Below are 23,324 nucleotides of genomic sequence, written 5' to 3' on the forward strand. Positions count from 1 at the left end.
ATCAGGGCCTGACACCGGGCGCCGCCCGCAGGCCCGCGCCGGCTGCGCCCCACTCAGGTTCAAACCGGTCGATCCGCTCGTGGTTGGCCAGTTGGGTCCGGATGGCCACGGCAGAGACGTTGAAATGGGCCGCCACGTCTTGCTGGGCTTCCTCGGAGTAGTCGCCATCGAGCATGCCATCGACGGCTTGGAACGGGCTCAGCAACTCCGCAGCAAATGCGCGTTGTGCCTTTTGGCGATAGGTATATGAGCGGGTTGCGAGACTGAAGGGTTCGTCCTTGAGGGGTTCGTCCTTTTCACGCATCAACTCGTCTCCCAACAGGCGCGCCAGCTCGAAGCGGCGTCCTTCTTCCCGCTTCGCGCGCAGGACGACGCAGTTTTTTCCCGCCATGCCGCGCGCAAGAAAAGCCAGCCCCGGGCCTGTCGCCGTTCGGGCTTTCTGCAAAACACGCGGCTGCAGACCGCACAGCTCGGACAGCATGCGGTTCGTGATCGGATCGGCGCCGAGGCGCTGTTGGTCACGCAGCCACCTGGCCGTTGCGCCGCCTGCTTGCCATGCCTGCCCTGATGCGGCCATCGGTGGTTCGTTGGCCCTGACGGGCGCGGCCTGCCCAAACCGCACGAATCCACCGCAAGGGTGGCCACTCGCACGGCCCATCTCCTGTAGTTCGCCAGCCGTCGGGATGGCCCCGTGCTCCGATGCGGCGGCCAATTCCTGGAGCGCCGTCACACCGATGCGCTCGCCATCGGCCTGAAGTTCGGCGTACCGGCCGTCATCCATGTCGTCAGGATCGAGTCCCAGCAAAGCTTCCAGCTTTCTTTTGGCGCTCACGGTGTTCGAAGCCCGTTCCTCGCCCACGGCGGCCCAGGTGGCATCGAGCGCTGTTGCACCCGGACAGCAGTCCCGGAGGCGCTGGACAACGGTGGCGACAAACTCGTCGACCACCGCTTCGAACTTTGCGGCGGCTATCACGGAGGTCGTTTCAGGAGTGATGTAGCGAAAAGGCGTGCCAGGCCGGTCCATCGTCGGCCTGGCGTTCAGCAGGACAAACCGGCCATCGGATGCGAAGTCGATGTCGGGCCATATGTAGCCCTCGCCGATGCTCGCCATGCTGTGCGCCAAAGCCCAGGCGGTCGATTTGCGCCGAGGCTCCCAGCGCAAGCGCCACCAGTTCGAGGCGAACCACAAAGCCAAGTGGTAGCCGGAAAGAAGCGGGGCCTGCTTGAGACTGTTCAGGAGCTTGTCGTGGCCCTGTGTCAGCGGCACGCCATAGGCGCGCATGCCGATCTCGGCAAAGCAAGCTGCTTCCTCGGGCTCCCCGTCTTCGAGGGATTGCCAGTCAACGTCGATTTCCCAACTGTCTTGCATCGCTATTTCCAGATGGAGAGGATGTGCGCGCGCATCGCATCCTCATTTTCGAGCGGGTATCCATGGTAGCGCCCGTTGTCATTCGGGTGGGATTTGGCTTCAAACACTTCCCCCGCTGCGGAAACTGACCAAATGTACTTCGGAAAACCGTCAGCGCGAGGCTGGCTGATGATTCCCTTCAGAACGCCACACTTGAGCAAGGCCAAAGCCTCTTCAAGCAGGATGGTTCTCGTCATGTCGCAGAGTGACTTGGTAGGTCGTGGGCTCGTGCTGGTCAGGCCATAGTTCGCCGGAAAACGCTTGTGGTTCCCGTGGCCGACATAGGTCACTTTCTTGCTCAATGCCCGCAAGTCGGCCGGGCTTACCGTGTCTGGCGCTACAGCCCTTCGGTCTTTGAGCTGGCTCTGGCGGCTCTGTCGCATCCGATGCTTCCTTTTGCGCTGCCGGTGAGTGTAGCAAAGCAGAGATAGGCATCGCGCAGCCCGCTCATTGCAAGCACAGTGCCGCCAGCGGCAACGGGGAAACGGGTTGCAAGCCCGGCAATGACCCGCCGTCTCAATCAGCCCAGGCGCTCCACCAGCAACGACCGGGACGATCCCGGGGGGGCCGCTCACACGCCACGCGCCCGGTCTGCCTTCAGGCGTGCGCGTAGCTGCGTGAATTCTCCGGCGTCGAGCGCTTGGCGTATTTCGCGCATCAGGTTCAGGTAGTAGTGCAGGTTGTGCACGGTGCTGAGCATGGGGCCGAGCATTTCGCCGCAGCGCTCCAGGTGGTGCAGGTAGGCGCGGCTGAAGCCGTCGCGCCCGCCTTGGTCCCAGGCCACGCCGGACGGGCCCGCGCAGGTGTAGCAGGTGCAACTGCCGTCCAGGGGCTGGGGGTCGGTCTTGTGGCGCGCGTTGCGGATTTTCAGGTCGCCAAAGCGCGTGAACAGCGTGCCGTTGCGCGCGTTGCGCGTGGGCATTACGCAGTCGAACATGTCCACGCCCTGCGCCACGCCTTCGACCAGGTCTTCGGGCGTGCCCACGCCCATCAGGTAGCGCGGCTTGTGTGCGGGCAGGCGGTGCGGTGTGTGCGCCATGATGCGCAGCATCTCGTCCTTGGGCTCGCCCACGCTCACGCCGCCGATGGCGTAGCCGGGCAAGTCCATGGCCGCCAGGGCGGCCAGCGATTCGGCGCGCAGGTTTTCGTACATGCCGCCCTGCACGATGCCGAACAGGGCATTGGGGTTGTTCAGGCGCTGGAACTCGTCCTGGCTGCGCTTGGCCCAGCGCAGGCTCATCTGCATCGACTGGCAGGCCGCGCGCTCGGTGGTCCGCTGGCCCCGGGTCTCGTAGGGGGTGCATTCGTCGAGCTGCATCACGATGTCGCTGTCGAGCGTGGTCTGGATCTGCATGCTCACTTCGGGCGACAGGAACAGCTTGTCGCCGTTCACGGGGCTGGCAAAGTGCACGCCTTCCTCGGTGATCGTGCGCAGCGCGCCCAGGCTCCACACCTGGAAGCCGCCGGAGTCGGTGAGGATGGGCTTGTTCCACTTTTCAAAGCCATGCAGGCCGCCAAAGCCCTGCAACACGGCCAGCCCGGGGCGCAGCCACAGGTGAAAGGTGTTGCCCAGGATGATTTGTGCGCCCATCTCGTGCAGGCTGCGCGGCAGCACGCCCTTGACGCTGCCATGGGTGCCCACGGGCATGAAGATGGGGGTTTGCACTTGGCCGTGCCGCAGCGTGAGTCGGCCGCGGCGTGCGTGGCTGGCGGGGTCGGTGGTCAGAAGGTCGAACTGCAGCATGGGGCGCATTGTTCCAGACCGGCTGGCGCTGGCGCGCCGCCTGGCTACACTGGCCGGGTTGGTTCTCAACCCAGTGAAAGGCAATGCCATGCTCAAAATCCTGATTGCCGTGGATGGCTCGGAACTCTCGCTGGACGGCGTGCGCCATGCGCTGGCGCTGCTGCGCCAGGGCCTGAGGGCGAGCGTGGTGCTGGCCCATGTGCAAGAGCCCGCGACGCTGTACGAGATGGTCACCGCGCGCGACCCGGCGCTGATCGCTGCGGCCAGCATTGAAGCGGGCGAGCATCTGATGGCGTCGGCGTGTGCGCTGCTGGATGTGGCTGGCGTCCCCTACGAGACCGATGTCGGCGTCGGCGATGTGGCGCATACGCTGGTGGACATGATCGAGCGCTCGGACTGTGCTCTGGTCATCATCGGCGCCCGGGGGCAAGGCGCGATCCGCAGCGCGTTGCTGGGCTCGGTATCGCAGCAGGTGGCCCATGCCAGCCCGGTGCCGGTGACCATCGTCAAGCATGCGCAGATGCCGGAAAGCACCGGCGGCGATGGTGATGCCGGCGCAGACGCCGAGGTCAGAAATCAACCAGGCTCAATCCCAGGCTGAACACGGTGCGCTTGTAGTTGTAGTCGATCACGCTGTCGCCATGGCCACGAAACAGGGCGGTGTGCAAGCGCAGGCTGCTTTTGCTGCCCCACCGGACCGCGCCCAGGGCCTGCAACCATTCCAGGCGCACCGATCCGCGGTTGCTGCGGGACAGCGTATGGCGCACCGTGGCGCCAAGCGTGTTGTACTGGTTCAGGTTCCAGAATGCCGACAGCTCGGCGCGGCCGATGTAGTCGCTGATGCCGGGGTTGTCATCGCTGTCCGCGCTTTCCGGGATGCGCTCCCAGATGCGGGCGTTGACGCTCCAGCGCCGGTCCAACTCGATGCCGGTCATCAGGTAGACCCGGTTCCAACTGCGCGACAGGGGCTTGCTCTGGCCATTGGACTGGTGCACCAGTCCAATGCCGCTGTAGCGCCAGCGCCAGCCAAGCGGTAGCTGCGCCGTGCTCGGGTAGACGTAGATCAGTTCGGGTTCGTGGTCGGTGGTGCGAAAGGGGCGCGAGATGTCGGGCGTGAACAGTTGCCAGTACGACTGCTGGGTGTAGCCGAACCACAGCGAGTCCCTGAGCGTGGGCCAGTTCTGGGTGAGCAGGTCTTGGGCCAGCTTGGTGCGCACCGAGAGCTGGATCCGGTTTTCGGTGTGGCGGTAGGGGATGGATGTGGTGGCCGAGTTGCCCTCGGCGCTCGACAGGGGCTGGCGGTTCACGCCGCTCGCTACCACGATCGACACGGTGATCGGCCGGTAGCCACGGAAGTTGAAGATGCCGCAGTCGCTGCCCGACTCCAGTTCCCAGAACCGCGCCAGGTCGCTGTACTGCGGGTCGCGGCAGCCGGCGTGCGCGCTGTCGCTGCTGCCGGGGTGCGGCGGCGGGCTGTCCACGGGCAGGGCGGATGCCGGGCGGGCCGAACGCGCCGAATGGTCTGAATTATCTGAACTGCCATCTGCACTGTCGGCGGAGGCGCCGGGCGCCTGCCAGTCCTGCTGCGCGGCCCATGCGTCAAAGCAGGCCAGGCGTGCCGGGTCGTTGCCGGACAGCGCGCTGCAGCGGCGCCAGGCGCTGCTGTCGGCCCCTGTGGCTGCGGGCATGGTCTGCGCCAGCGCGGCGCCTGCCGGGGCCAGCGCGGCCAGCAGCAGCGCGGCGCTGGCCAGGGACGGCACCAGGGGCCGCGCCACGGGTGTCAGCGCCAGGCCACCGGCATGGGGGGTCGTGTGGGCTGCTGGCGGTTGTGGCATGGTCACTTCGTGCTATCAAAAACAAATCTGTGACGGGCAGGCGTCAAGCCGTTGGCGCAGCGTGCGCGGCCTGGGTGGCCTGGGCGGCTTGGGTTTTTGCAGCGAACTCGGCGCGCAATGCCTTGAGCTTTGCACGCGGGTCCTCCCGGGTGGAGTTTTTGTCCAGTTCCATGTCGGCGATGAAGCGGCTCGGCTGCGCGGCCACCATGTCGCGCCCCTTTTTGCGCTGGCGCGACCAGCTCACGGCCAGCGTGCGCTGGGCGCGGGTGATGCCCACGTACATCAGGCGGCGCTCTTCCTGCAGGCGCGCCAGCATGTCGTCGCCCAACGGCTGCCGGCGGCCTTCGTCGTCGTCGATCTTGAACGGCAGCATGCCCTCGGTCACACCGGCCAGGATCACATGCGGCCACTCCAGCCCCTTGGCGGCATGCAGCGTCGACAGCGTCACCATGTCCTGCTCCTTCTCGTGCCCGGAGATGGTAGACAGCAGCGCAATGGTCTGCGACACCGCCAGCAGGCTCTTGCCGGGCTGGTCCGGCCCGGTCGCGCCGGTCTGCTCGTCGATCTGGCCGCCTGCGCGCTGGGCCATCCAGTCGCAAAACTCCAGCACGTTGCTCCAGCGGGCCGCGGCCCGTTGTTCGCTGTCCTCGCTGTCGTACAGGTGCTGCTCGTAGCCGATGTCCTTGAGCCATTGGTGCAAAAAGGCCAGGGACTGCCCGGCGCCATGCGTGTGGCGGGCGTTGTGTTCCAACTCGTTGATGTAGCGGCCGAATGCGTGCAGGCCGTCGAGCGCGCGCTGGGGCACGGCGGCGGGCAACATGCCGTTGAACAGCGCGCCGAACAGGCTTTGCCGGTGCTGCGTGGCAAAGGCCCCCAGCGCTGCCAGCGTGGTGTGGCCAATGCCGCGCCTGGGGGCGGTGATGCTGCGCAAAAACGCCGGGTCGTCATCGTTGTTGAGCCACAGCCGGAACCAGGCGCACAGGTCCTTGATTTCTGCCCGGTCGAAAAAACTGGTGCCGCCCGACACCTTGTACGGGATGCTGGCCTTGCGCAGCGCTTTTTCAAACGGTTTGGCCAGGTGGTTGGCGCGGTACAGGATGGCAAAACCCTTCCAGTCCGGCGGCGGGTTGCTGGCCGCGCGCAGGCTCTGGATGCGGGCCACGGCGCGTTCGGCCTCATGCTCTTGATTGTCGGCAACCACGACGCGCACCGGCTCGCCTTCGCCCAACTCGCTGAACAGCGTTTTGGCAAACAGCTTGGGGTTGGGCGCTATCACATGGTTGGCCGCGCGCAGGATGGCGTTGGTGGAGCGGTAGTTTTGTTCGAGCTGTATGACCTTGAGCTGCGGGAAGTCGATGGGCAGCTTTTTCAGGTTGTCCAGCGTGGCGCCGCGCCAGCCGTAGATCGACTGGTCATCGTCGCCCACGGCGGTGAAATGCCCACGCTCGCCCACCAGCAGCCGCAGCAACTCGTACTGCGTGCCGTTGGTGTCCTGGTATTCGTCCACCAGCACATGGCCCAGCGCTGCCTGCCATTTGGCGCGCAGTTCGGCAAAGTCGCGCAGCAGCCGCAGCGGCAGGCCGATCAGGTCGTCGAAATCCACGCTCTGGTAGGCCGTCAGGCGCTCTTCGTAGCGTGCCATCAGCGTGGCGATGCTGCGCTCGCCGTCGTCTGCGGCCCGGGCCAGCGCCTGCCCGGCGTTCAGGCCCATGTTCTTCCATTGGCTGATGGTCCATTGCCACTGCCGGGCGGTGGCCAGGTCGGTGGTGCCGCCGGCTGCGTCCTTCAGGATGCCGGTCACGTCATCGGCGTCGAGGATGCTGAACTGCGGCTTGAGGCCCAGCCGCGCGCCATCCGCGCGCAACATGCGCACGCCCAGCGCGTGGAAGGTGCACACCAGCACCTCCTTGGCGCGGCGGCCAATCAGGCCCCGGGCACGCTCGCGCATCTCGGCCGCAGCCTTGTTGGTGAAGGTGATGGCGGCAATGCGCCCGGGTTCCAGGCCGCGCTCGATCATGTGGGCGATCTTGTGCGTGATCACCCGGGTCTTGCCCGAACCCGCGCCGGCCAGCACCAGGCAGGCCCCGTCGGTGTAATGAATCGCCCGAAGCTGGGCAAGATTGAGACCGGCAGACATGAGGGCACAGGGCGCGGGCAAGAAGGCGAACCGGGCGCTGGCGACTGGCGACCAGCGCCCCCGAGCGCGCAATGATACCGGCGCGCACGCAACGATGAGTAACTGGCAACGGATGCCAGGCTGGCGCCATCTGCCCTGCCGGCGCCCGGTAGCGCGCCTGGCCGTTTGCCGGGCATGGCCCGGCGGGCATGGCGGCCCGGGATTGCATTTCGGCAAGGGCGGGGGCATAGTCAGTCCATGTCAACGGATACACACTAGTGTCGCGTCACCGATCATCTGTCGGTCTGCGCTGGCCATCGAAGCGCATCGCGGCGTTGCATCGCTTGCCAATACGCTCGGTATGGGCTGCGCGATGCGCCTTGCGCTGCGCTCCGATGGCTGCGCGCAGCCTACGACATCTGACCGGTGACGCGACACCAGTTCGCCGAGCCGCTCCTCTGCTCCGGGGCGGCTTTTTTTCCACCTTGCGTTACGGAGACTTCATTCATGAACTTGACGATCAGCGGTCACCACCTCGAAGTAACCCCCGCCTTGCGCAGCTACGTCACCACCAAGCTGGACCGGATCACCCGGCATTTTGACCAGGTTGTCGATGTCAAGGTGCTGCTGACGATAGAAAAACAAAAGGAGAAAGAAAAACGCCAGCGAGCGGAATGCAACATCCATGTCAAAGGCTGTGACCTGTTTGCCGAAAGTTCCCACGCCGACCTGTACGCGGCGGTCGACGAACTGGTCGACAAGCTCGACCGCCAGGTAGTGCGCCACAAGGATCGCTTGCAGGACCACCACCACGAAGCCGCCAAGCGCGAATTGCACGTGTAGAGGATGCGCCTCCCGCCTGCGGCAGGCAACCGCCCACCCGGGCGGTTTTTTTATTGCCTGGCTTGCCCGGCCGGCGCGACAATACCTGTGCATAATTTGTTACTCCTGACCATGAACCGACTTGCCGCCATCCTGCCCTCTGCCCAAGTGCTCGTGAGCGTGGACGCCACCAGCAAGAAGCGCGTTTTTGAAGAAGTGGGCCTGCTGTTCGAGAGCCAGCACGGCCTCTCGCGGGCGTTGATCACCGACAGCCTGCTGGCGCGCGAACGCCTGGGCTCCACCGGCCTGGGCCATGGCGTGGCCATTCCCCACGGACGTGTCAAGGGCCTGAAGATGCCGATGGCGGCCGTGTTCCAGATGCTCCACCCGATCAGCGGCTATGCCCCGGACGAGTTGCCGGTCAGTTTGCTGTTCTTTCTGCTGGTGCCCGGGACGGCCATGGAAGAGCACTTGGCGATCCTCTCGGAGATTGCCGAGTTGCTCAGCGACTCCGCGTTGCGCGAAAAGCTCAAGGCCTGCACCGATGCCGCCGAGCTGCATGGCATGATCGCCGGCTGGCAGTCGACGCAAACAGATTGAAGTGACACGCCCCCCCATGTCACCTGCGGCGTCCGTGCGGGCCGTGTCCGTTTCATCTGCTGCGGCGGACGCGCAGCGCGATGAGCAACCGAAGGGGCCTGGACTGCCGTGAAGCCTAATGTCGTCAGCGCCGATGCCCTGTTCGAGGAATTCCGTGGCCCGCTGAAATGGGAGTGGGTCGCGGGCCTGGGGGCGAGCGAGCGCCGTTTCGATGAAGTGGTGGTGCGCCTGGCGAGCTCCGGGGCCGATCTGGTCGGTTACCTGAACTACATCCATCCCTACCGCGTGCAGATACTGGGTGAGCGCGAAATCGCTTACCTGGGCAGCGCTTCGCCCGACGATTGCAAGCGCCGCATCGCCCGCATCGTGACGCTGGAGCCGCCGGTGCTGGTGCTGGCCGACAACCAGACCGCGCCGGACGCCCTGGTGTCGATGTGCGAGCGGGCCCAGATTCCGATGTTCTCCACGCAGGAGTCGGCGGCCTTCGTCATCGACGTGCTGCGCGCCTACCTGTCCAAGCATTTTGCCGACCGCACCACCATGCACGGCGTGTTCATGGACATCCTGGGGCTGGGCGTGATGATCACCGGCGAATCGGGCCTGGGCAAGAGCGAGTTGGGGCTGGAATTGATCTCGCGCGGCAACGGCCTGGTGGCCGACGATTCGGTGGACCTGTTTCGCATCAACCAGACCACCATCGAGGGCAAATGCCCCGAACTGCTGCAAAACCTGCTGGAGGTGCGCGGCATCGGCCTGCTCGACATCCGCGCCATCTTTGGCGAGACCGCCGTGCGGCGCAAGATGCGCCTCAAACTCATCGTGCACCTGGTGCGCAAGGAAACGCTCGAGCGCGACTACGAGCGCCTGCCCTACGAACCCCTGACGCAGGATGTGCTGGGCGTGCCGGTGCTCAAGGTGGTGATACAGGTGGTGGCCGGGCGCAACATCGCGGTGCTGGTGGAAGCGGCCGTGCGCAACACCATCTTGCAACTGCGCGGAATCGATACCTACCAGGAATTCGTCGAGCGCCACCGCCGCGCGATGGAGCACGACAACGGGCGCTGAGCGTCGTGCATGGGCGTCATCTTTGCGCGCAACTGGCGCATTGGCCGTACAAGGCCATCGTGTGGTCTTGCACCACCCAGCCCTTGGTCTTGGCCACCGACTGCTGGCGCTTTTCTATCTCGGGGTCGTAGAACTCCTCCACCTTGCCGCAGGAGGTGCAGATGAAGTGGTCGTGGTGCAGCCCCTCGTTGAGTTCATACACCGACTTGCCACTCTCGAAGTTGCTGCGGCTCAGGATGCCGGCCTGCGCGAACTGTGTCAGCACCCGGTACACCGTGGCCAGGCCAATGTCCGTGCGCTCTTGCAGCAGCACGCGAAAAACGTCTTCGGCAGTCATGTGGCGCTGGCTGCCCTTTTGGAAGATATCCAGAATCTTCAGGCGCGGCAGCGTGGCCTTCAGGCCCGTGCTTTTGAGTTCGTCGATATTGGTCATGGGATGCTCTTTCGGGTGCGGGCCGGCACCGTGTTCCAGGCAGGGGCCTGACGCAATGCTGCAACAGGGCCGGGGCCGCAGTCGGGCTAGTGTCGTGTCACGGATCAGATGTCGTAGGCTGCGCGCAGCCATCGGAGCGCAGCGCAAGGCGCATCGCGCAGCCAATACCGAGCGTATTGGCAAGCGATGCAACGCCGCGCTGCGCTTCGATGGCCAGCGCAGACCGACAGATGATCAGTGACGCGACACTAGTCGCGTCCGGCCGGTAGTGCCCAGTGTATCGGAGGGATGCCGTGCCTGCCTTTCCATCCCGGGGTACCGCCGCATGGAACAGGGCCATCCGTTTCGACCGCTGCGGCGATGATTACAATGGCGCACACAAACACCATAAATCTCACATTTTCCCGCCCATGACCGATCATCAGCCCCGTTTTTGCCCGCGCCTCGTGTGGGCGTTGGCGTTCAGCGCCGCCGTCGCGGGTTGCGCCACGCAAAGCTACGACAAGCAGACCGCCGACATGCAAAACGCGGGGCGCGCAGGTGGCATTCCAGCGGCGCTGGCACAGCTCGAAAGCACGGCCAAGACCGGCGAAGAAAAAGCCGCGCTACTGTACAACATGGAGCGCGGCGAGTTGTTGCGCATGGAGCGCCGCTACCCCGACAGCACCCAAGCCTTTCTGCAGGCCGACAGCAAGGTCAAGGAATGGGAAGACACCGCCAAGACCAACCCCGACAAACTGATGGGCATGCTCGGCGCCGCGCTGATCAGCGAGCGCCTGAAGGGCTATGAAGGCCAGGACTATGAAAAGGTCTGGCTGACCACGCGCCTGGCGCTCAACCGCATGGCCGTGGGTGACTTCGACAACGCCCGGGTGGACATCAAGCGCACCCACGAACGCGAAGCCATCATTGCCGAATTCCGCGCCAAGGAAACCCTGGCGGCGGAAGAGCAGGCCAAGTCCAATGGCGCCAGATCGGGCAGCAAGGAAATCAACGGCTACCCGGTGGAGACTCTCGACGACCCGGAGGTGCTGGCCCTGAAGAACAGCTACCAGAACGCGCTGAGCCATTACCTGGCCGGCTTTTTGTACGAGATACTCAACGAGCCCGGCATGGCGGCGCCCGGCTACCGCAAGGCCATCGAGCTCAAGCCCGAGACGCAGGTGCTCGAAGAGGGCCTGCAGGGTCTGGACCACCGCACCAGCATCACCTGGCAGCGCCGCCAGCGCATGACCGATGTGCTCTTCGTGGTCGAAGCCGGCGACGCCCCGGCCCGCAAGCCCCAGGCTTTCACGCTGCCGGTGCCCACCAGCCGCGGCATGGTCACGGCCAGCATCTCCTACCCGGTGATCGCGCCATCGCAAGACCCGCTGCTGACCCGCCTGTCGGCCGCCGGCGCCCATTTCAAGCTGGAAAAAGTGGTGGACGTGAACGTGATGGCGCGCCGCGCGCTCAAGGACGAAATGCCCGGCATGGTGCTGCGCAGCTTCACCCGCGCCCTGACCAAGGGCGTGTTGCAAAACGAGTTGCAAAAGCAGGGCGGCCTGATCGGTGGCCTGATTGGCGCGGCCGCTTCTGTCGCCACCGAGCAGGCCGACGACCGCATGTGGCGCATGTTGCCCGGCCGCGTGTATGTGGCCCGTGGCTACCTGCCGCCCGGCGAGCACAGCATCGCCATCGACGGCCGCGAACTGCCCGCGCGCATCAGGATCGATGGCCAGTACGCGCTGGTGCCGCTGCGCATGTATGAAAACAGCGTGCTGATCGGTGATGTGGCGACACTGGGCCAGCTACCCGGCGCGGCCCCTGCCGTGGCAGCGCCTGCGCCCCCCGCTGCAGCAGCGCCTGCGGTGGCGCCTGTGGTGGTGCCTGCGGTGGCACCCGTGACGCCCGCAGCCGCGCCGCGCGCCAACAAGCGCCCCCGTCCGGCACCCAAGCCTGGCGCCAAGCCCGCGCAGGTTGCCAAGCCCTGAGGCAACCGTACCGTACCGTCCCTTTCCCAACCCATCGACCCATCGATCCCATTCCGAACGAAGGAACCTCTGGCATGAGAACCCGTTTTGCCCTGCCGGCCCTGTGCGCGGCCCTGATGATGCTGACCGGCACCGCCGGCGCCCAGTTGCACGACCCGGCCACACCGCCGGCCGTGGCCGCCAAGATTGCGCTGCGCGGCGAGGCCAACGGCATCGCCGTGCGCGAGATGCGCATCCTGCGCAAGAACGACATCCTGACCGTGCAGGCCGACCTGTCCAACACGGGCCGCAGCGACCGCACCATGTTCTACCGTTTCAGTTGGCTGGACAGCATCGGCAGCCCGGTCGGCGATGGCGAATCATGGAAGCAGATCAGCGTACTGGGCCTGGGCCGGCAAACCGTCAAGAGCGTGGCGCCGACCAGCGCGGCGATCGATCTGCGTCTTGAAATGAATGTGCAACCGCGTTAGCGCCTGCGCCCCTTTTGGAATCGAGCACCATGCAACAACGACACACCCTCCGGCGCAGCGCGCTGATCCTGGCCCTTGCGGCCGGCACCCTGGCCCTGTCGGCCTGCCAGGGACTGTCCTCGCCTACGGTGAGATTCGATCGCGAGGTCAACTACGGCGACGCCAAGGCGGTCGAGTTGGTCACCAACGAGTTCGGCTCCACCGACCTGCAGATGATTGCCGAGAAGATGACCGGCGGGCTGCTCGAAACCGGCATCTTCCAGGGCCGCCCCACGGTGACGATCTCCACCGTGAAGAACAAGACCAGCGAATACATAGACACCACCAACGTGATGAACTCGATACAGACCGCGCTGGTCAAGTCGGGCAAGGTGCGCTTCGCGCGCTCGATCAACGAGATGCAGCAGGGCGTCGACGAGTTGCAGCGCCAGAACCAGAGCGGCCTGTACCGGCAGGGCAGCACCGCCAAAATGGGCCAGATGACGGCGGCCAAATACAGCATGGAGGGCGAGTTGACCAGCATCGTCAAGCAAAGCAGCGCGACCAAGGACGTGTACTACAAGTTCACGCTCAAGCTGTTCGATGTGCAGGAAGGCACGATCGAATGGCAGGACGAGAAAGAAATCCGCAAAACCAGCAAGCGCTGAGCGGCGCCCCCGGAGTCAACACCATGCAACGCAGAACCACCCTGGGCACCGCCCTGGCCGTGCTGGCCGTCACCGCCCTGGCCTGGGGCAGCACGGCCCGGGCGCAGCAAAACACCGCCCCGAAGATCGCCGTCACCGACCTGGCCTACGCACAGCGCGTGTCCGAGTACTTCATGGTCGGCAACTACCAGCGCAGCAGCCAGATGAGCGCGCAGGGCAGCGGCAGCCACGGCATGTTTGGCGGCTCGAGCCAGCATTCGATGCAGGCGTCCGAGCAGGCCAGCGGCAGCTATGTGGCCGGCCGCTACAGCTATATCGAGCAGCGTGAGCTTGGCGGCTACACCAACGCCATCAAGGGCACGATTCTCCAGGGCACCTATTTCCGCCTCGTGCAGGGCAAGGGCTTTGACGCCGGCCAGCCCCAGCCGTCCAAGGCCGAGCAGGTGCTGAATCAGATGCAGGGCGGCAAGATGGCCACGCCCCAGGCGCAGCCCCAGGTCACCGACGTGATCGCGCGCATCAAAAAAGGCGAGTTCCACGACGCCGACTATGTGCTGTTCGGCGTGGTCTCCAGCATCGATTTCACCGATGCGCTCTCGCCGCTGCAAGGCACCACCAGCGCCACGCGCCAGTACGGCCTGCAACTGCTGGCCGACTTCTCGCTGATCGACACCAAGACCTACGAGATCAAGGCCGCGTTCTCGGCCCAGGGGGAGGGCAATGACACCAAGATCCTGTCCAACCGCGGCGACATCGCCCCGCCCAACCGGGCCAAGGTGATGCATGAAACCTCGCTCTCGCTGGCGCAGCACATGTACCTGCAGTTGGTCACGCAACTGGGCTACACCGACGCCCATCTGGCACGCGGTGTGCGCCCGCCGGTGTACCAGCAGGGTGTGCCGATGCAGGGCAGTCAACCCATCCCCGTAGCGCAGCCCCGGCCGCCCGAGCAGGTGCTGATCCTCAAGTAACCCCCCCCCCGCCGTCAGGCGCCGATGCGGCGGCTGTTGCTGGCCCTGGTGGGCGCATTGACGGGAGCGCTACCGGGCTGTGCTGCAGCTCCTGCGGCTTTGCCCGAGCCTGCCAGCGCCTTTCGGCTGCACCCGCTGCCCGGCGCTGACGGGGTGGTTTTGCAGGCTTTGCTGCGCAGCGAGCGGGCGGCGCCATTGCGCTACCGCGTCATCGTGCTGCCGGGGTCGGGTTGCGCCGGCCTGGGGGCCTTTGCCGAGCGCTACTTTGCCGGTCTGCTGCACGCGCAGGTGCTGGTGCTGCACAAGCCCGGGGTGGCCCCGCAGGCCCGCACCGCAGCCGCCGATTGCGCGCCCGACTTGGTGCGGCAGGACCGCCTTTCGGTGTGGCAGGCCCATGCCCGCAGCGCCCTGCGCGCCGATGCGTTGCAGCGCCAGGGGCAGCCCGCGTTGCCGCAGTTGCTGGTCGGTATCTCCGAAGGCGCCGAGTTGTTGCCCGCGCTGGCACCCGAGGTGCCGCATCTGGCAGGGCTGGTGCTGCTGTCGGCCAGCGGTCTCGATCCGCAGGAAGCCGGGCGCTTGCAGGCCCGCCGCCTGGGTCTGGAGGCCCAATGGCTGGCTTTGCCGGCGTTGCTGGACCCGGCGCAGGCCGGGGCCTTGCCGGACAGCGCGCTGCTCCAAGGGCGCAGCCTGGGCTACTGGCGCGATCTGTGGCATTGGCCGGTGGCGCAGCCTTTGACCGCTGGCCCCTGGCCCCTGCTGCAGGTCTGGGGCGCCGATGATGCACTGGTGCCGGCCGCCGCTTATCAGCGCTTTGCCCGGCGCGCGCGCCAGCGCTCAGCCGCTTGGTGCACGCGCCGGCTCGACGGCGCGGACCATGGCCTGCAACACCGTGCCACGGGCGCCGATGGGGTGCAGCAGCTATGGGCCTGGATCGAGCAATGGGCGCGCGCGCCGCAGGCCGGGCTGTGCGCGCCGCTGTCCGGCCTGACGGATCAGACAGATCAGGGTCAGGCAGGCCCGGCAGGCCCGGCAGACTGATGCCTCAATGCCCGCCCCCCAGGTAGGCGGCCCTGACGGCCGGGTCGTCGCGCAGCTTGGCCGCGCTGCCGTGCACCGGGATGCTGCCGTTTTCCAGCACGTAACCATAGTCGGCCACCTGGAGCGCGGCGGCGGCAAACTGCTCGACCAGCAGCATGGTCACGCCGCGTGACTTCAGGTCGGCAATGATGCGAAACACCTCTTCGACCAGGATCGGGGCCAGCCCCATCGACGGCTCATCGAGCAGCACGATGTCGGGGTTGAGCATCACCGCGCGGGCCATCGCCAGCATTTGCTGTTCGCCGCCGGACAGCGTGCCGGCCAGTTGGTTGCGCCGCTCTTTCAGGCGCGGGAACAGCTCCATCGCGCGCTCCAGATCGTCCTGCACATCGCCCTTGGGACGGCTGCCGGTGAGGCGGGCAAACGCGCCCAGGGTCAGGTTGTCCGTCACCGACATGGTGGCAAATACGCGCCGCCCCTCGGGCGAGTGGGCCAGCCCGCGCCGGGCGATGGCGTAGGAGTCCAGCCCGTCTATGCGCCGGCCCTGCAATGTGATTTCGCCGGCGCCGGGTTTGATCATGCCGGAGATGGCGCGCATGGTGGTGGTCTTGCCGGCGCCGTTGGAGCCTATCAGCGTCACCACCTGGCCCCGGGGCACGTCCAGCGAGATGCCGTGCAGTACCTGCACTTTGCCGTAGCCGGCTTCGAGGTTCCTGATGTGCAGCATGGTCAAGTCCTGGTGTCTTTCATGCCGCCGTGCCGCCGAGGTAGGCTTCGATGACCTTCGGGTGGGCCTGTATGTCGGCGGGCCGGCCTTCGGCAATCTTCTGGCCAAAGTCCAGCACCAGGACCTGGTCGCAAATGCCCATCACCACGTCCATGTGGTGCTCGATCAGGATTACGGTGATGCCGTGGTCGCGAATCTTGCGGATGATGGCCACCAGTTCCTCGATGTCCGGCGCCGTCAGTCCCGCCGCCGGCTCGTCGAGCAGCAGCAGTTGCGGCGCCAGCGCCAGCGCGCGGGCAATTTCCAGCAGCCGCTGCTTGCCATACGGCAGGTTGCGCGCCTCCTCGTGGGCCAGGTCGCCGAGGCCGACAAACCCGATCAGCCCCAGGCCGCGCTCGATGGCCGCCTGCTCTTCGCGCAGATAGCGCGGGGTGTGCAGCGCCACGTCCAGGATGTTGCTGGCAAAGCTGTGGTGCAAACCCACCTGCACGTTTTGCAGTGCCGTCATCTCGCCAAACAGTTGCACGTTCTGGAAGGTGCGCGCGATGCCCGAGCGCGCAATGGCCGCCGAACTGCGGCCCAGCACACTGCGTCCGGCAAACTCGATGCTGCCGCCGCTGGGCGCATAGATGCCGGTCAGCACATTCATCATCGTGCTCTTGCCGGAACCATTGGGGCCGATCAGGCCGTGAATGCTGCCGCGCTTGACGGTCAGGTCCACCTGGTTCAGGGCCTTGAGGCCGCCAAACTGCATCAGCACGTCCTTGGCCACCAGCAGGTCGCCGCCATCGTCGTCATTGCCGTTGCCGCTGGATGGGCCGGGCCCCGACAGGACGGCGTCCTCGCGCGGGGTCTGCCGCCCGCCGGTCTGCGAGCGCCGGGCGCTGCGCAGCCACTGGCTGCGCACAAAACCGACGATGCCGTCTTGCAGGTAATAGACGACGAACAAAATCATCAGGCCGAAGATGGTCAGGCGCCAATCGGTGATCGACTGTAGCCAGAACGAAAACCCGGCCAGCGCCACCGTGCCCGCCACCGGAACGATGACCGCGCGGGGCGTGACGACCTTGCGCGCCAGGCCCAGCGCCGCGCCCAGCGCCATCAGCAGCGCCAGCACGCTGGCGACGATGCGAAACAGTTCCAGGTCGTCGAGCAGTTTGGGCAAGATCACGATGATGGCCGCGCCCAGCAAGGCGCCCGAGCGCGTCTTGCGCCCTCCCATGATGACGGCCAGCAAGAACAGCACCGTGAGCTCGAAGTTGTAGGTATTGGGCGAGATGTACTGCTCGGAATACGCATACAGCCCGCCTGCCAGGCCGGCAAACCCGGCACTGATCACAAAGGCGTAGACCTTGTAGCGGTAGACCGAGACGCCCATGCAGTCCGACGCCACCGGGCTGCCGCGCAGGGCCTCGAAGGCGCGGCCATAGTGCGAGCGCAAAATGCGGTCGACCACCAGCAGCGCCAGCGCCATCAGCGCCAGCACCAGCCAGTAAAAACCGTTGTCGTCGAGCTTCATGCCGGCGATCGAAGGCTTGGGTATCTTGATGCCCAGCGGGCCTTCGGTCAAAAAGCCCATCTCGTTGATCAGAATCTGGATGATGGTGCCGAAAGCCAGCGTCACCATCGCCAGGTACGGCCCCGAGACGCGCAAGGCCGGCAGCGCCAGCAACGCGCCAAACACTGCCGTGACACCGATGCAGGCCACCATGATCAGCCACAGCGGCGCGCCGAGCTTGAGAAACAGCACCCCCGCCGTGTACGCACCGACGCCGAACAGCCCGGCATGCCCGAGCGACACCTGCCCGGTATAGCCGACCACGATGTCCAGCCCGAACAGCAAGATGGCGTAAATCATGATCGTGCCGATCATGTGGATGTAGTACGGGTTGCCGATGAACAGCGGCATGGCAGCCAGCAGGGCCAGGCCCGGCACGGCGATCCGAAGCGGGTTGCGCTGCATCATCAGACCTTCTTGATCGCGGTTTTGCCGAACAGCCCGGAAGGCTTGAGCGCCAGCACCAACAGCAACAGCAGCAGACCGGGAACGTCCTTGTAGCCGGAGGAAACGTAATAGCCGGTGAACATTTCAGCCGCCCCCAGCATGATGCCGCCGACGATGATGCCCAGGCCGCTGGTCAGGCCGCCGATGATGGCCACGGCAAAGGCTTTCAGGCCAAGCACCGCGCCCATCGTGGCGCCGGTCAGCGTCAGCGGCGCAATCAGGACACCGGCCAGCGCAGCGCTGGCCGAAGACAGCGCGTAGGAGAAGGTAATCACCAGCCCGGTGTTGATGCCCATCAGCCCGGCCGCATCGCGGTCGTTGAAAGTGGCCACCACCGCCTTGCCATAAATCGTCTTGCGGTTGAAAAGCTCCACCGCCAGCATCATCGCGATGGCGCCAAACACCACCAGAATTTCCATCGGCAGCACCTTCGCGCCCAGCAGGCTGAGCGGCGACTCCGGCAATGGCGAGGGAAATTTCAGGTCATCCCGGCCCCAGAGGTTTTCCGCCACATTCTTGAAGATGATGCCCAGCGCGATGGTCGACATGATCCAGCCAAACTCGCTCTTGATCTTGAGCGCCGGGCGCACGCCGAGCCATTCGACCAGGCCGCCTTGCAACATGCCGAACAAGATGACGATGGGCAGCATCAGCCAGTAGTTCAGCCCCAGGCCCACCAGCGTCAAGCCGACCATGGCGCCGAGCATCAGCGCATCCCCCTGGCCAAAGTTCAGGGTGTCCGAGGTCTGGAACGTCAGTTGGTAGCCGAAGGCGATGACCGCGTAGATCATGCCCAGCGCGATGCCGCTGTAGAGCAACTGCAGTGGCACTTGAAGTGCTTCCATGGATGGGCCTTGCCAAAAATCGACGGTCAACGATGAGCGGCCACCCCGGGTCGCGCCTTTGCCGGCAGCGCATCGGCCTTTTTGCCGGCCAAGGCGCTGCCTGCACGCCGGGCATGGCGCCGGGCTTACTTCTTGGGCAGCTCGGCCACGGCGCTCTTGACGCGCACTTCGGAGGCTTTCTGCAAATCCTGCGCATAGGCGTAGACCACGCGCTGGCCCTTGACTTCGCCGATCACCGGAATGTTGGCGGTAATGGCCTCATGGTCCTTGGCCGTGAACGGCCGGGTGTAGGTGGTCACCACCCCATCGACCGGGGTCTTCAGATCTTCCAGCGCCGCCCGGATCTTGGGGCCATCGGTGGAGCCGGCCTGCCGGATGGCGGCCGCCAGCAGGTAGATCGAGTCATAGCCCTGCGCAGCCGATACCGGCGAGTCGATGCGCGCATTCTTCGGGTTGAAAGTCTTCAGGTAATTGATGATGAAGGACTGGCGCTTGGGCGTGGTCGGCTCCTGGATGAAGGTCTGCGGCATGCGCGCGCCTTCGCCACCGGGGCCGGCGTTGTCGATGTAGTTGGCCATCGACAGGGTCCAACTGCCCACCATCGGCACCTTCCAGCCCAGTTTGGTCATGCCGTTGGCAATCTGCGCCAGTTCAGGCCCGATGCCGTAGGTCAGCACGGCCTCGGCGCCGGCTTCCTTGGCCTTGAGCAGTTGCGCCGTCATGTCCACATCCTTGATGTTGAACTTCTCGATCGCCACCGGTTTGATGCCCTTGAGCGCCAGCGCCTTTTCCAGATCGGCGCGGCCCAATTGCCCGTAGTTGGTCGAGTCCGCCAAAATCGCCACCTTCTTGAAGCCGCGGCGGGTGATGGCCTCCTCGACGATCATCGGCGCCTGTATGCTGTCATGCGCCGAATTGCGGAAGATGTAGTTTTCCGGCTGGTCATCGAACTGGTGCGTGATGACCGAACCGGTGGCCACATTGTTCATCACCGGAATCCTGGCATCCTGGAAAAAGCGCTGCGCCGCCAGTGCCACGCCGGTGTTGATATAGCCGACGGCGGCGCTGACTTTTTCCTTGTTGATCAGTTCCTGGGCGATCTGCACACCGCGTTCGTTCTTGGCTTCGTCGTCACGCTCGATGGCTTGCAGCGGGCGGCCCAGCACGCCCCCGGCCTTGTTGATTTCATCGATCGCCAGCCGCACGCCATCGCGCATGCTCACCCCCATCGAGGAAGATCCGCCGGTGAAAGGACCGGCCACGCCAATCTTGATCGGCTCGGCCGCATGGGCAGCAACCGATAGGCCAACCGAGGCTGCGGCAACTGCCGCATACAGCGCGAATCTGTTCAAGCGAAATGGCATGCTATCTCCGGTGGTAGTGACGAAAATGCTCGGTCGCGCAGTTTATCCACACCTGCCTGGCGTTCCTGCGGGTTCCTCCCTGATAAGGGAAATTACTTATGCTGGCGCGCCACAGTCGGGCACGGGTGCGCAACGGGATGGGCCTGGAGCGGGTGTCCTGGCAAGCGTCGCCGGGCCGGCCGGTGAAGCGATAAGATCAGCGCCATGCGCTCTGCACCGACCGACATCGCCAGCCCTGCTGCGCTGCGCCAGGATGTCCGAACCATCGGCCTCATCGGCCTGGCCCATGGCAGCTCGCATTTCTTTCACATGCTGCTGCCGCCGCTGTTCCCGTGGCTGATCCGCGAGTTTGGCCTGAGCTACTCCGAACTGGGTCTGCTGGTGTCGGTGTTCTTCGTGGTCTCGGGGATCGGCCAGGCATTGGCCGGCTTCGTGGTCGACCGCGTGGGCGCCCGGCCCATGCTGTTTGGCGCGTTGTCGTGCCTGGCGGCGTCGGCATTGGTGGCAGCCGCTGCGCAAGGCTATGCCAGTTTGTGGCTGGCGGCAGCGCTGGCCGGGCTGGGCAACGCCTCGTTCCATCCGGTGGACCTGACCATCCTGAACAAGCGCGTATCAGCCCCGCGCCTGGGTCATGGCTTTTCGGTGCATGGCATCAGCGGCTACCTGGGGTCGGCCATCGCGCCCGTGTTCATGGCCGGGATTGCGCTGGCCACGGGTTCATGGCGCAGCGCCTGCCTGTGCGGCGCCTTGTGGGCGCTGATCGTGCTGGCCATCATGGTCTGCAACCGCGCTGCGCTCGACGATCGCCTGGGCGCCTGGTCACAGCCGGCCCCGGACGCTGCCGGCAGCGCCCGGGCCGAGCATCCGATGGCGTTCCTCAAACTGCCATCGGTGTGGCTGTGCTTCTCGTTCTTTTTCTGGAGCACCTGCGCCATGAGCGCCGTCCAGAGCTTTGTCAGCCCTGCGCTGCATGCCATGTATGGTCTGCCGTTCACTGTGACGGCCATGGTGGTGACGGGCTACATGCTGTGTGGCGCCGCAGGGACGCTGGCCGGGGGCTTTCTGGTCGGCCGCGTGCAGCGGCTGGAGTCGTGCATCGCGGCCTGCCTGCTGGGCTCGGCCGCGTTGCTGGCGCTGGCGGGCCTGGGCTGGCTGCCGGGCCTGGCGGCGGTCGTGCTGGTCTCGATGGCCGGGCTGGGCACGGGCCTGGCAGGTCCATCGAGGGACATGCTGATCAGGCGCGCAGCGCCGCCGGGCGCCACGGGCCGCGTGTATGGCGCCGTGTATTCGGGGCTGGACTTGGGCTTTTGCGTGGCCGCACCGGTGTTTGGCGCCCTGCTCGATCGCGGCCTGAGCGCAGGCATCTTCCATGGCGCGGCCCTGGTGCTGGTGTTGGGTGTGGTGTCGGCGGCGCTGGTCGGCGCCGGTGTGACTACAGCCGGGCATGCCGCGCGGGCAGCGGTTCGTGGCTGAGCACTGCCTGCTGCTCTGCTGAGCAGCGGCTTGCGCAACCCGGCAGCGCACTGTCCGGCACGGTTGCCTGCTGCGCTGCTGCGCTGCTGCGCTGCTGCGCTACTGCTCTGCTGCGCCACGGCTTGCCGCAACTCTTTTTTCATGCAGGCGCGCAGCGCGTGCCCGCCGGTGGCGACAGCCGCCCGAGCGCTCGCCATCGGCGGCGGCGGCGCGCCGGCCCATGGCGGGGGCCGACTTGTGGTTCAATGGTCCGCGCCGGCGCTGTGAGCCTTGCCCTCCTTCCCATGCCTGCGCCGCATCCCCGACCTCCCCGACCGCTCTCAGGACATATACCCCCATGACCCATTCCCTGTACAACGCCAGCATCCCCGTCTTTCGCCAAATGCTGGGCTCCGTCAAAGACATCCTGACCAAGACCGAGGCCCATGCCACGGCACGCAAGATCGAGCCGGAGGCGCTGCTGCAGGCGCGGCTGTTCCCCGACATGTTTCCGCTGGCCCGGCAGGTGCTGATTGCCTGCGACTTCGCCAAGGGCGTGGCGGCCAGGCTGGCGGGGGTGGAGGTGCCAACGCTGCCCGATGCGCAACGCCCCGGCTTTGCCGAACTGCACGAGCGCATCGGCCAGGTGCTGGCCTTTGTCGAGGGCCTGCCGGCGGCGTCGTTTGCCGCCGCTGCCACGCGGCAGATCACGCTACAGCCGGGCACGCCGCGCGAAAAGCAGTTCGTGGGTGAGCATTACCTGCTGCACTACGGCCTGCCGCAATTTTTCTTCCATGTGAACGCGACCTACGCCATTGCGCGGCACAACGGTGTGGAACTGGGCAAGAGCGATTACATGGGCCGGTACTGAACGGCGCAGCAGCGCTGTTTTCCACGCCTGCACAGCCGCGCTGCGCTACACCACCGAGCCATACCGCTGCATGCAGGCCGCCAGCGTCTGCGCGCCGCTGCGCTGCCACCAGTCGAGCGCAGAAAAGATCTCGACTTCGGCGTAGCCCGCAAAGCCCGCTGCCTCGACCCATTGGCGGATCTTGCGCAACTCGATCACGCCGTCGCCCATCATCGCGCGGTCGCTCAGCAGATCGCGGGTGGGCAGGCGCCAGTCGCACACATGGTAGGCCAGCAGGCGGGCCTGACCGGCGCGTGCGATCTGCGCCGCCAGCTTCGGGTCCCACCATACGTGGTACACATCCAGCGCCACGCCCAATGCGCCGGTCTGGCCGGGGTCGAGCGCGTCGCAGATGTCCAGCGCCTGCTCCAGGGTATTGATGCAGGCACGGTCGGCCGCCTGCATCGGGTGCAGCGGCTCCATGGCCAGCGGCATGCCGACCTGGCGGGCATATTCGAGCGACGCCGCAATGCCGTCAAACACCTCGCTGCGCGCGCGGGCCAGGTCGGTGTAATGGGGCTTGCCGTGCCGCGCCTCGTCCAGCGCGCCGGGCAGGGAGCCGACCACCAGCACCAGACAGGCGGCGTTCAGTGCCTTGGCCTCGTCGATGGCCCGGCGGTTGTCGTCGAGCGCGGCGCGCAGTCCGGCCGCATCGGCCGCCGGGTAAAAGCCGCCCCGGCAGTAGCCCGACAGCGCCATGCCATGGCTGCGCAGTTGCCGGGCCGTGCGCTCCAGGCCGGCGGCGGCCACCTGGTCGCGCCAGGGGCTGATGGCGCGGATGCCGCGCTCGGCGCATTGCTCGATGATGCGCGCCAGCGGCACCTCGGCACCTTGCTGCTTGCGCACGGTGGCGGTGTTGATCGACAGCCAGCGATGGTCTTGGGAGAAGTCGCGCATGG

At 66.0% G+C, this 23,324-nt stretch carries 24 protein-coding genes; 12 read left to right on the forward strand and 12 right to left on the reverse strand.

Annotated elements, in window-relative coordinates; all coding sequences use genetic code 11:
* Position 1: 1 nt before the first annotated feature.
* The 3 genes from VEIS_RS02905 to tgt form a co-directional block, all read right to left on the reverse strand.
* Complete coding sequence (locus VEIS_RS02905; RefSeq protein ID WP_232287825.1) at positions 2 to 1,282, reverse strand: ImmA/IrrE family metallo-endopeptidase; 1,281 nt, start codon at positions 1,280 to 1,282, stop codon at positions 2 to 4.
* A gap of 89 nt (positions 1,283 to 1,371) precedes the next feature.
* On the reverse strand, positions 1,372 to 1,791 hold the full coding sequence (locus VEIS_RS02910) for a hypothetical protein (protein ID WP_041949767.1): 420 nt from the start codon (positions 1,789 to 1,791) through the stop codon (positions 1,372 to 1,374).
* Positions 1,792 to 1,979: 188 nt separating this feature from the next.
* Positions 1,980 to 3,152 (reverse strand): tRNA guanosine(34) transglycosylase Tgt, encoded by a 1,173-nt coding sequence (gene tgt, locus VEIS_RS02915; protein ID WP_011808393.1) that lies wholly within the window; start codon positions 3,150 to 3,152, stop codon positions 1,980 to 1,982.
* Positions 3,153 to 3,240: 88 nt separating this feature from the next.
* Here tgt and VEIS_RS02920 point away from each other — a divergent pair, with 88 nt between their 5' ends.
* Positions 3,241 to 3,753: a universal stress protein gene (locus VEIS_RS02920; RefSeq protein WP_011808394.1), complete on the forward strand. Its 513-nt coding sequence runs from the start codon at positions 3,241 to 3,243 to the stop codon at positions 3,751 to 3,753.
* On the opposite strand, the gene VEIS_RS02925 is transcribed toward VEIS_RS02920, so the two are convergent.
* From VEIS_RS02925 to VEIS_RS28135, 3 genes are all read right to left on the reverse strand, one after another.
* Positions 3,722 to 4,987 carry a phospholipase A gene (locus tag VEIS_RS02925; protein ID WP_011808395.1) on the reverse strand — a complete coding sequence of 422 codons (1,266 nt, stop codon included), beginning with the start codon at positions 4,985 to 4,987 and terminating at the stop codon, positions 3,722 to 3,724. The genes VEIS_RS02920 and VEIS_RS02925 overlap by 32 nt on opposite strands.
* A 43-nt stretch (positions 4,988 to 5,030) precedes the next feature.
* Complete coding sequence (locus VEIS_RS02930; RefSeq protein WP_011808396.1) at positions 5,031 to 7,124, reverse strand: ATP-dependent helicase; 2,094 nt, start codon at positions 7,122 to 7,124, stop codon at positions 5,031 to 5,033.
* 240 nt (positions 7,125 to 7,364) lie between these two features.
* Positions 7,365 to 7,541, reverse strand: a complete 177-nt coding sequence (locus tag VEIS_RS28135) for a hypothetical protein (protein ID WP_157048377.1) — start codon at positions 7,539 to 7,541, stop codon at positions 7,365 to 7,367.
* 69 nt (positions 7,542 to 7,610) lie between these two features.
* On the opposite strand from VEIS_RS28135, the gene hpf reads away from it, so the two are divergent.
* The 3 genes from hpf to hprK all read left to right on the forward strand — a co-directional run bounded on the left by hpf (position 7,611) and on the right by hprK (position 9,590).
* Positions 7,611 to 7,946 (forward strand): ribosome hibernation-promoting factor, HPF/YfiA family, encoded by a 336-nt coding sequence (gene hpf / locus VEIS_RS02935; RefSeq protein ID WP_011808397.1) that lies wholly within the window; start codon positions 7,611 to 7,613, stop codon positions 7,944 to 7,946.
* A 111-nt stretch (positions 7,947 to 8,057) separates the two neighbouring features.
* Entirely contained in the window at positions 8,058 to 8,525 is a 468-nt protein-coding gene (locus tag VEIS_RS02940) for a PTS sugar transporter subunit IIA (RefSeq protein WP_011808398.1), read from the forward strand.
* Positions 8,526 to 8,633: 108 nt separating this feature from the next.
* On the forward strand, positions 8,634 to 9,590 hold the full coding sequence (gene hprK / locus VEIS_RS02945; protein WP_011808399.1) for an HPr(Ser) kinase/phosphatase: 957 nt from the start codon (positions 8,634 to 8,636) through the stop codon (positions 9,588 to 9,590).
* Positions 9,591 to 9,606: 16 nt separating this feature from the next.
* Here hprK and fur read toward each other — a convergent pair whose 3' ends face one another.
* Positions 9,607 to 10,023, reverse strand: a complete 417-nt coding sequence (gene fur / locus VEIS_RS02950; RefSeq protein WP_011808400.1) for a ferric iron uptake transcriptional regulator — start codon at positions 10,021 to 10,023, stop codon at positions 9,607 to 9,609.
* Between the two features lie 89 nt (positions 10,024 to 10,112).
* Here fur and VEIS_RS28140 point away from each other — a divergent pair, with 89 nt between their 5' ends.
* From VEIS_RS28140 to VEIS_RS02975, 6 genes are all read left to right on the forward strand, one after another.
* On the forward strand, positions 10,113 to 10,292 hold the full coding sequence (locus VEIS_RS28140) for a hypothetical protein (protein WP_157048378.1): 180 nt from the start codon (positions 10,113 to 10,115) through the stop codon (positions 10,290 to 10,292).
* Between the two features lie 141 nt (positions 10,293 to 10,433).
* Complete coding sequence (locus VEIS_RS02955; protein WP_232287826.1) at positions 10,434 to 11,996, forward strand: COG3014 family protein; 1,563 nt, start codon at positions 10,434 to 10,436, stop codon at positions 11,994 to 11,996.
* Positions 11,997 to 12,070: 74 nt separating this feature from the next.
* Positions 12,071 to 12,466, forward strand: coding sequence for a YcfL family protein (locus VEIS_RS02960; RefSeq protein WP_011808402.1), 396 nt, complete (start codon positions 12,071 to 12,073; stop codon positions 12,464 to 12,466).
* Between the two features lie 29 nt (positions 12,467 to 12,495).
* On the forward strand, positions 12,496 to 13,113 hold the full coding sequence (lpoB, locus tag VEIS_RS02965; RefSeq protein ID WP_011808403.1) for a penicillin-binding protein activator LpoB: 618 nt from the start codon (positions 12,496 to 12,498) through the stop codon (positions 13,111 to 13,113).
* A gap of 23 nt (positions 13,114 to 13,136) precedes the next feature.
* Positions 13,137 to 14,084 carry a hypothetical protein gene (locus VEIS_RS02970; RefSeq protein ID WP_011808404.1) on the forward strand — a complete coding sequence of 316 codons (948 nt, stop codon included), beginning with the start codon at positions 13,137 to 13,139 and terminating at the stop codon, positions 14,082 to 14,084.
* Positions 14,085 to 14,108: 24 nt separating this feature from the next.
* Positions 14,109 to 15,122, forward strand: coding sequence for an alpha/beta fold hydrolase (locus VEIS_RS02975; RefSeq protein WP_011808405.1), 1,014 nt, complete (start codon positions 14,109 to 14,111; stop codon positions 15,120 to 15,122).
* A gap of 4 nt (positions 15,123 to 15,126) precedes the next feature.
* Here the strand turns inward: VEIS_RS02975 and VEIS_RS02980 are convergent, their stop codons facing one another.
* The 4 genes from VEIS_RS02980 to VEIS_RS02995 form a co-directional block, all read right to left on the reverse strand.
* A complete protein-coding gene (locus VEIS_RS02980; RefSeq protein ID WP_011808406.1) occupies positions 15,127 to 15,849 on the reverse strand; it encodes an ABC transporter ATP-binding protein in 723 nt (240 codons plus the stop codon).
* Positions 15,850 to 15,868: 19 nt separating this feature from the next.
* Positions 15,869 to 17,812, reverse strand: coding sequence for a branched-chain amino acid ABC transporter ATP-binding protein/permease (locus VEIS_RS02985; RefSeq protein WP_011808407.1), 1,944 nt, complete (start codon positions 17,810 to 17,812; stop codon positions 15,869 to 15,871).
* Between the two features lie 2 nt (positions 17,813 to 17,814).
* Positions 17,815 to 18,699, reverse strand: coding sequence for a branched-chain amino acid ABC transporter permease (locus VEIS_RS02990; RefSeq protein ID WP_041949768.1), 885 nt, complete (start codon positions 18,697 to 18,699; stop codon positions 17,815 to 17,817).
* 125 nt (positions 18,700 to 18,824) lie between these two features.
* On the reverse strand, positions 18,825 to 20,063 hold the full coding sequence (locus tag VEIS_RS02995; protein WP_011808409.1) for an ABC transporter substrate-binding protein: 1,239 nt from the start codon (positions 20,061 to 20,063) through the stop codon (positions 18,825 to 18,827).
* 204 nt (positions 20,064 to 20,267) lie between these two features.
* Here VEIS_RS02995 and VEIS_RS03000 point away from each other — a divergent pair, with 204 nt between their 5' ends.
* Entirely contained in the window at positions 20,268 to 21,536 is a 1,269-nt protein-coding gene (locus VEIS_RS03000) for an MFS transporter (RefSeq protein WP_011808410.1), read from the forward strand.
* A 337-nt stretch (positions 21,537 to 21,873) separates the two neighbouring features.
* Positions 21,874 to 22,386, forward strand: coding sequence for a DUF1993 domain-containing protein (locus VEIS_RS03010; RefSeq protein ID WP_011808411.1), 513 nt, complete (start codon positions 21,874 to 21,876; stop codon positions 22,384 to 22,386).
* A gap of 45 nt (positions 22,387 to 22,431) precedes the next feature.
* Here the strand turns inward: VEIS_RS03010 and VEIS_RS03015 are convergent, their stop codons facing one another.
* Positions 22,432 to 23,322, reverse strand: coding sequence for a sugar phosphate isomerase/epimerase family protein (locus tag VEIS_RS03015; protein WP_011808412.1), 891 nt, complete (start codon positions 23,320 to 23,322; stop codon positions 22,432 to 22,434).
* Between the last annotated feature and the right edge of the window lie 2 nt (positions 23,323 to 23,324).

The sequence above is a fragment of the Verminephrobacter eiseniae EF01-2 genome (assembly GCF_000015565.1).
GTDB classification, from domain to species: domain Bacteria; phylum Pseudomonadota; class Gammaproteobacteria; order Burkholderiales; family Burkholderiaceae_C; genus Acidovorax; species Acidovorax eiseniae.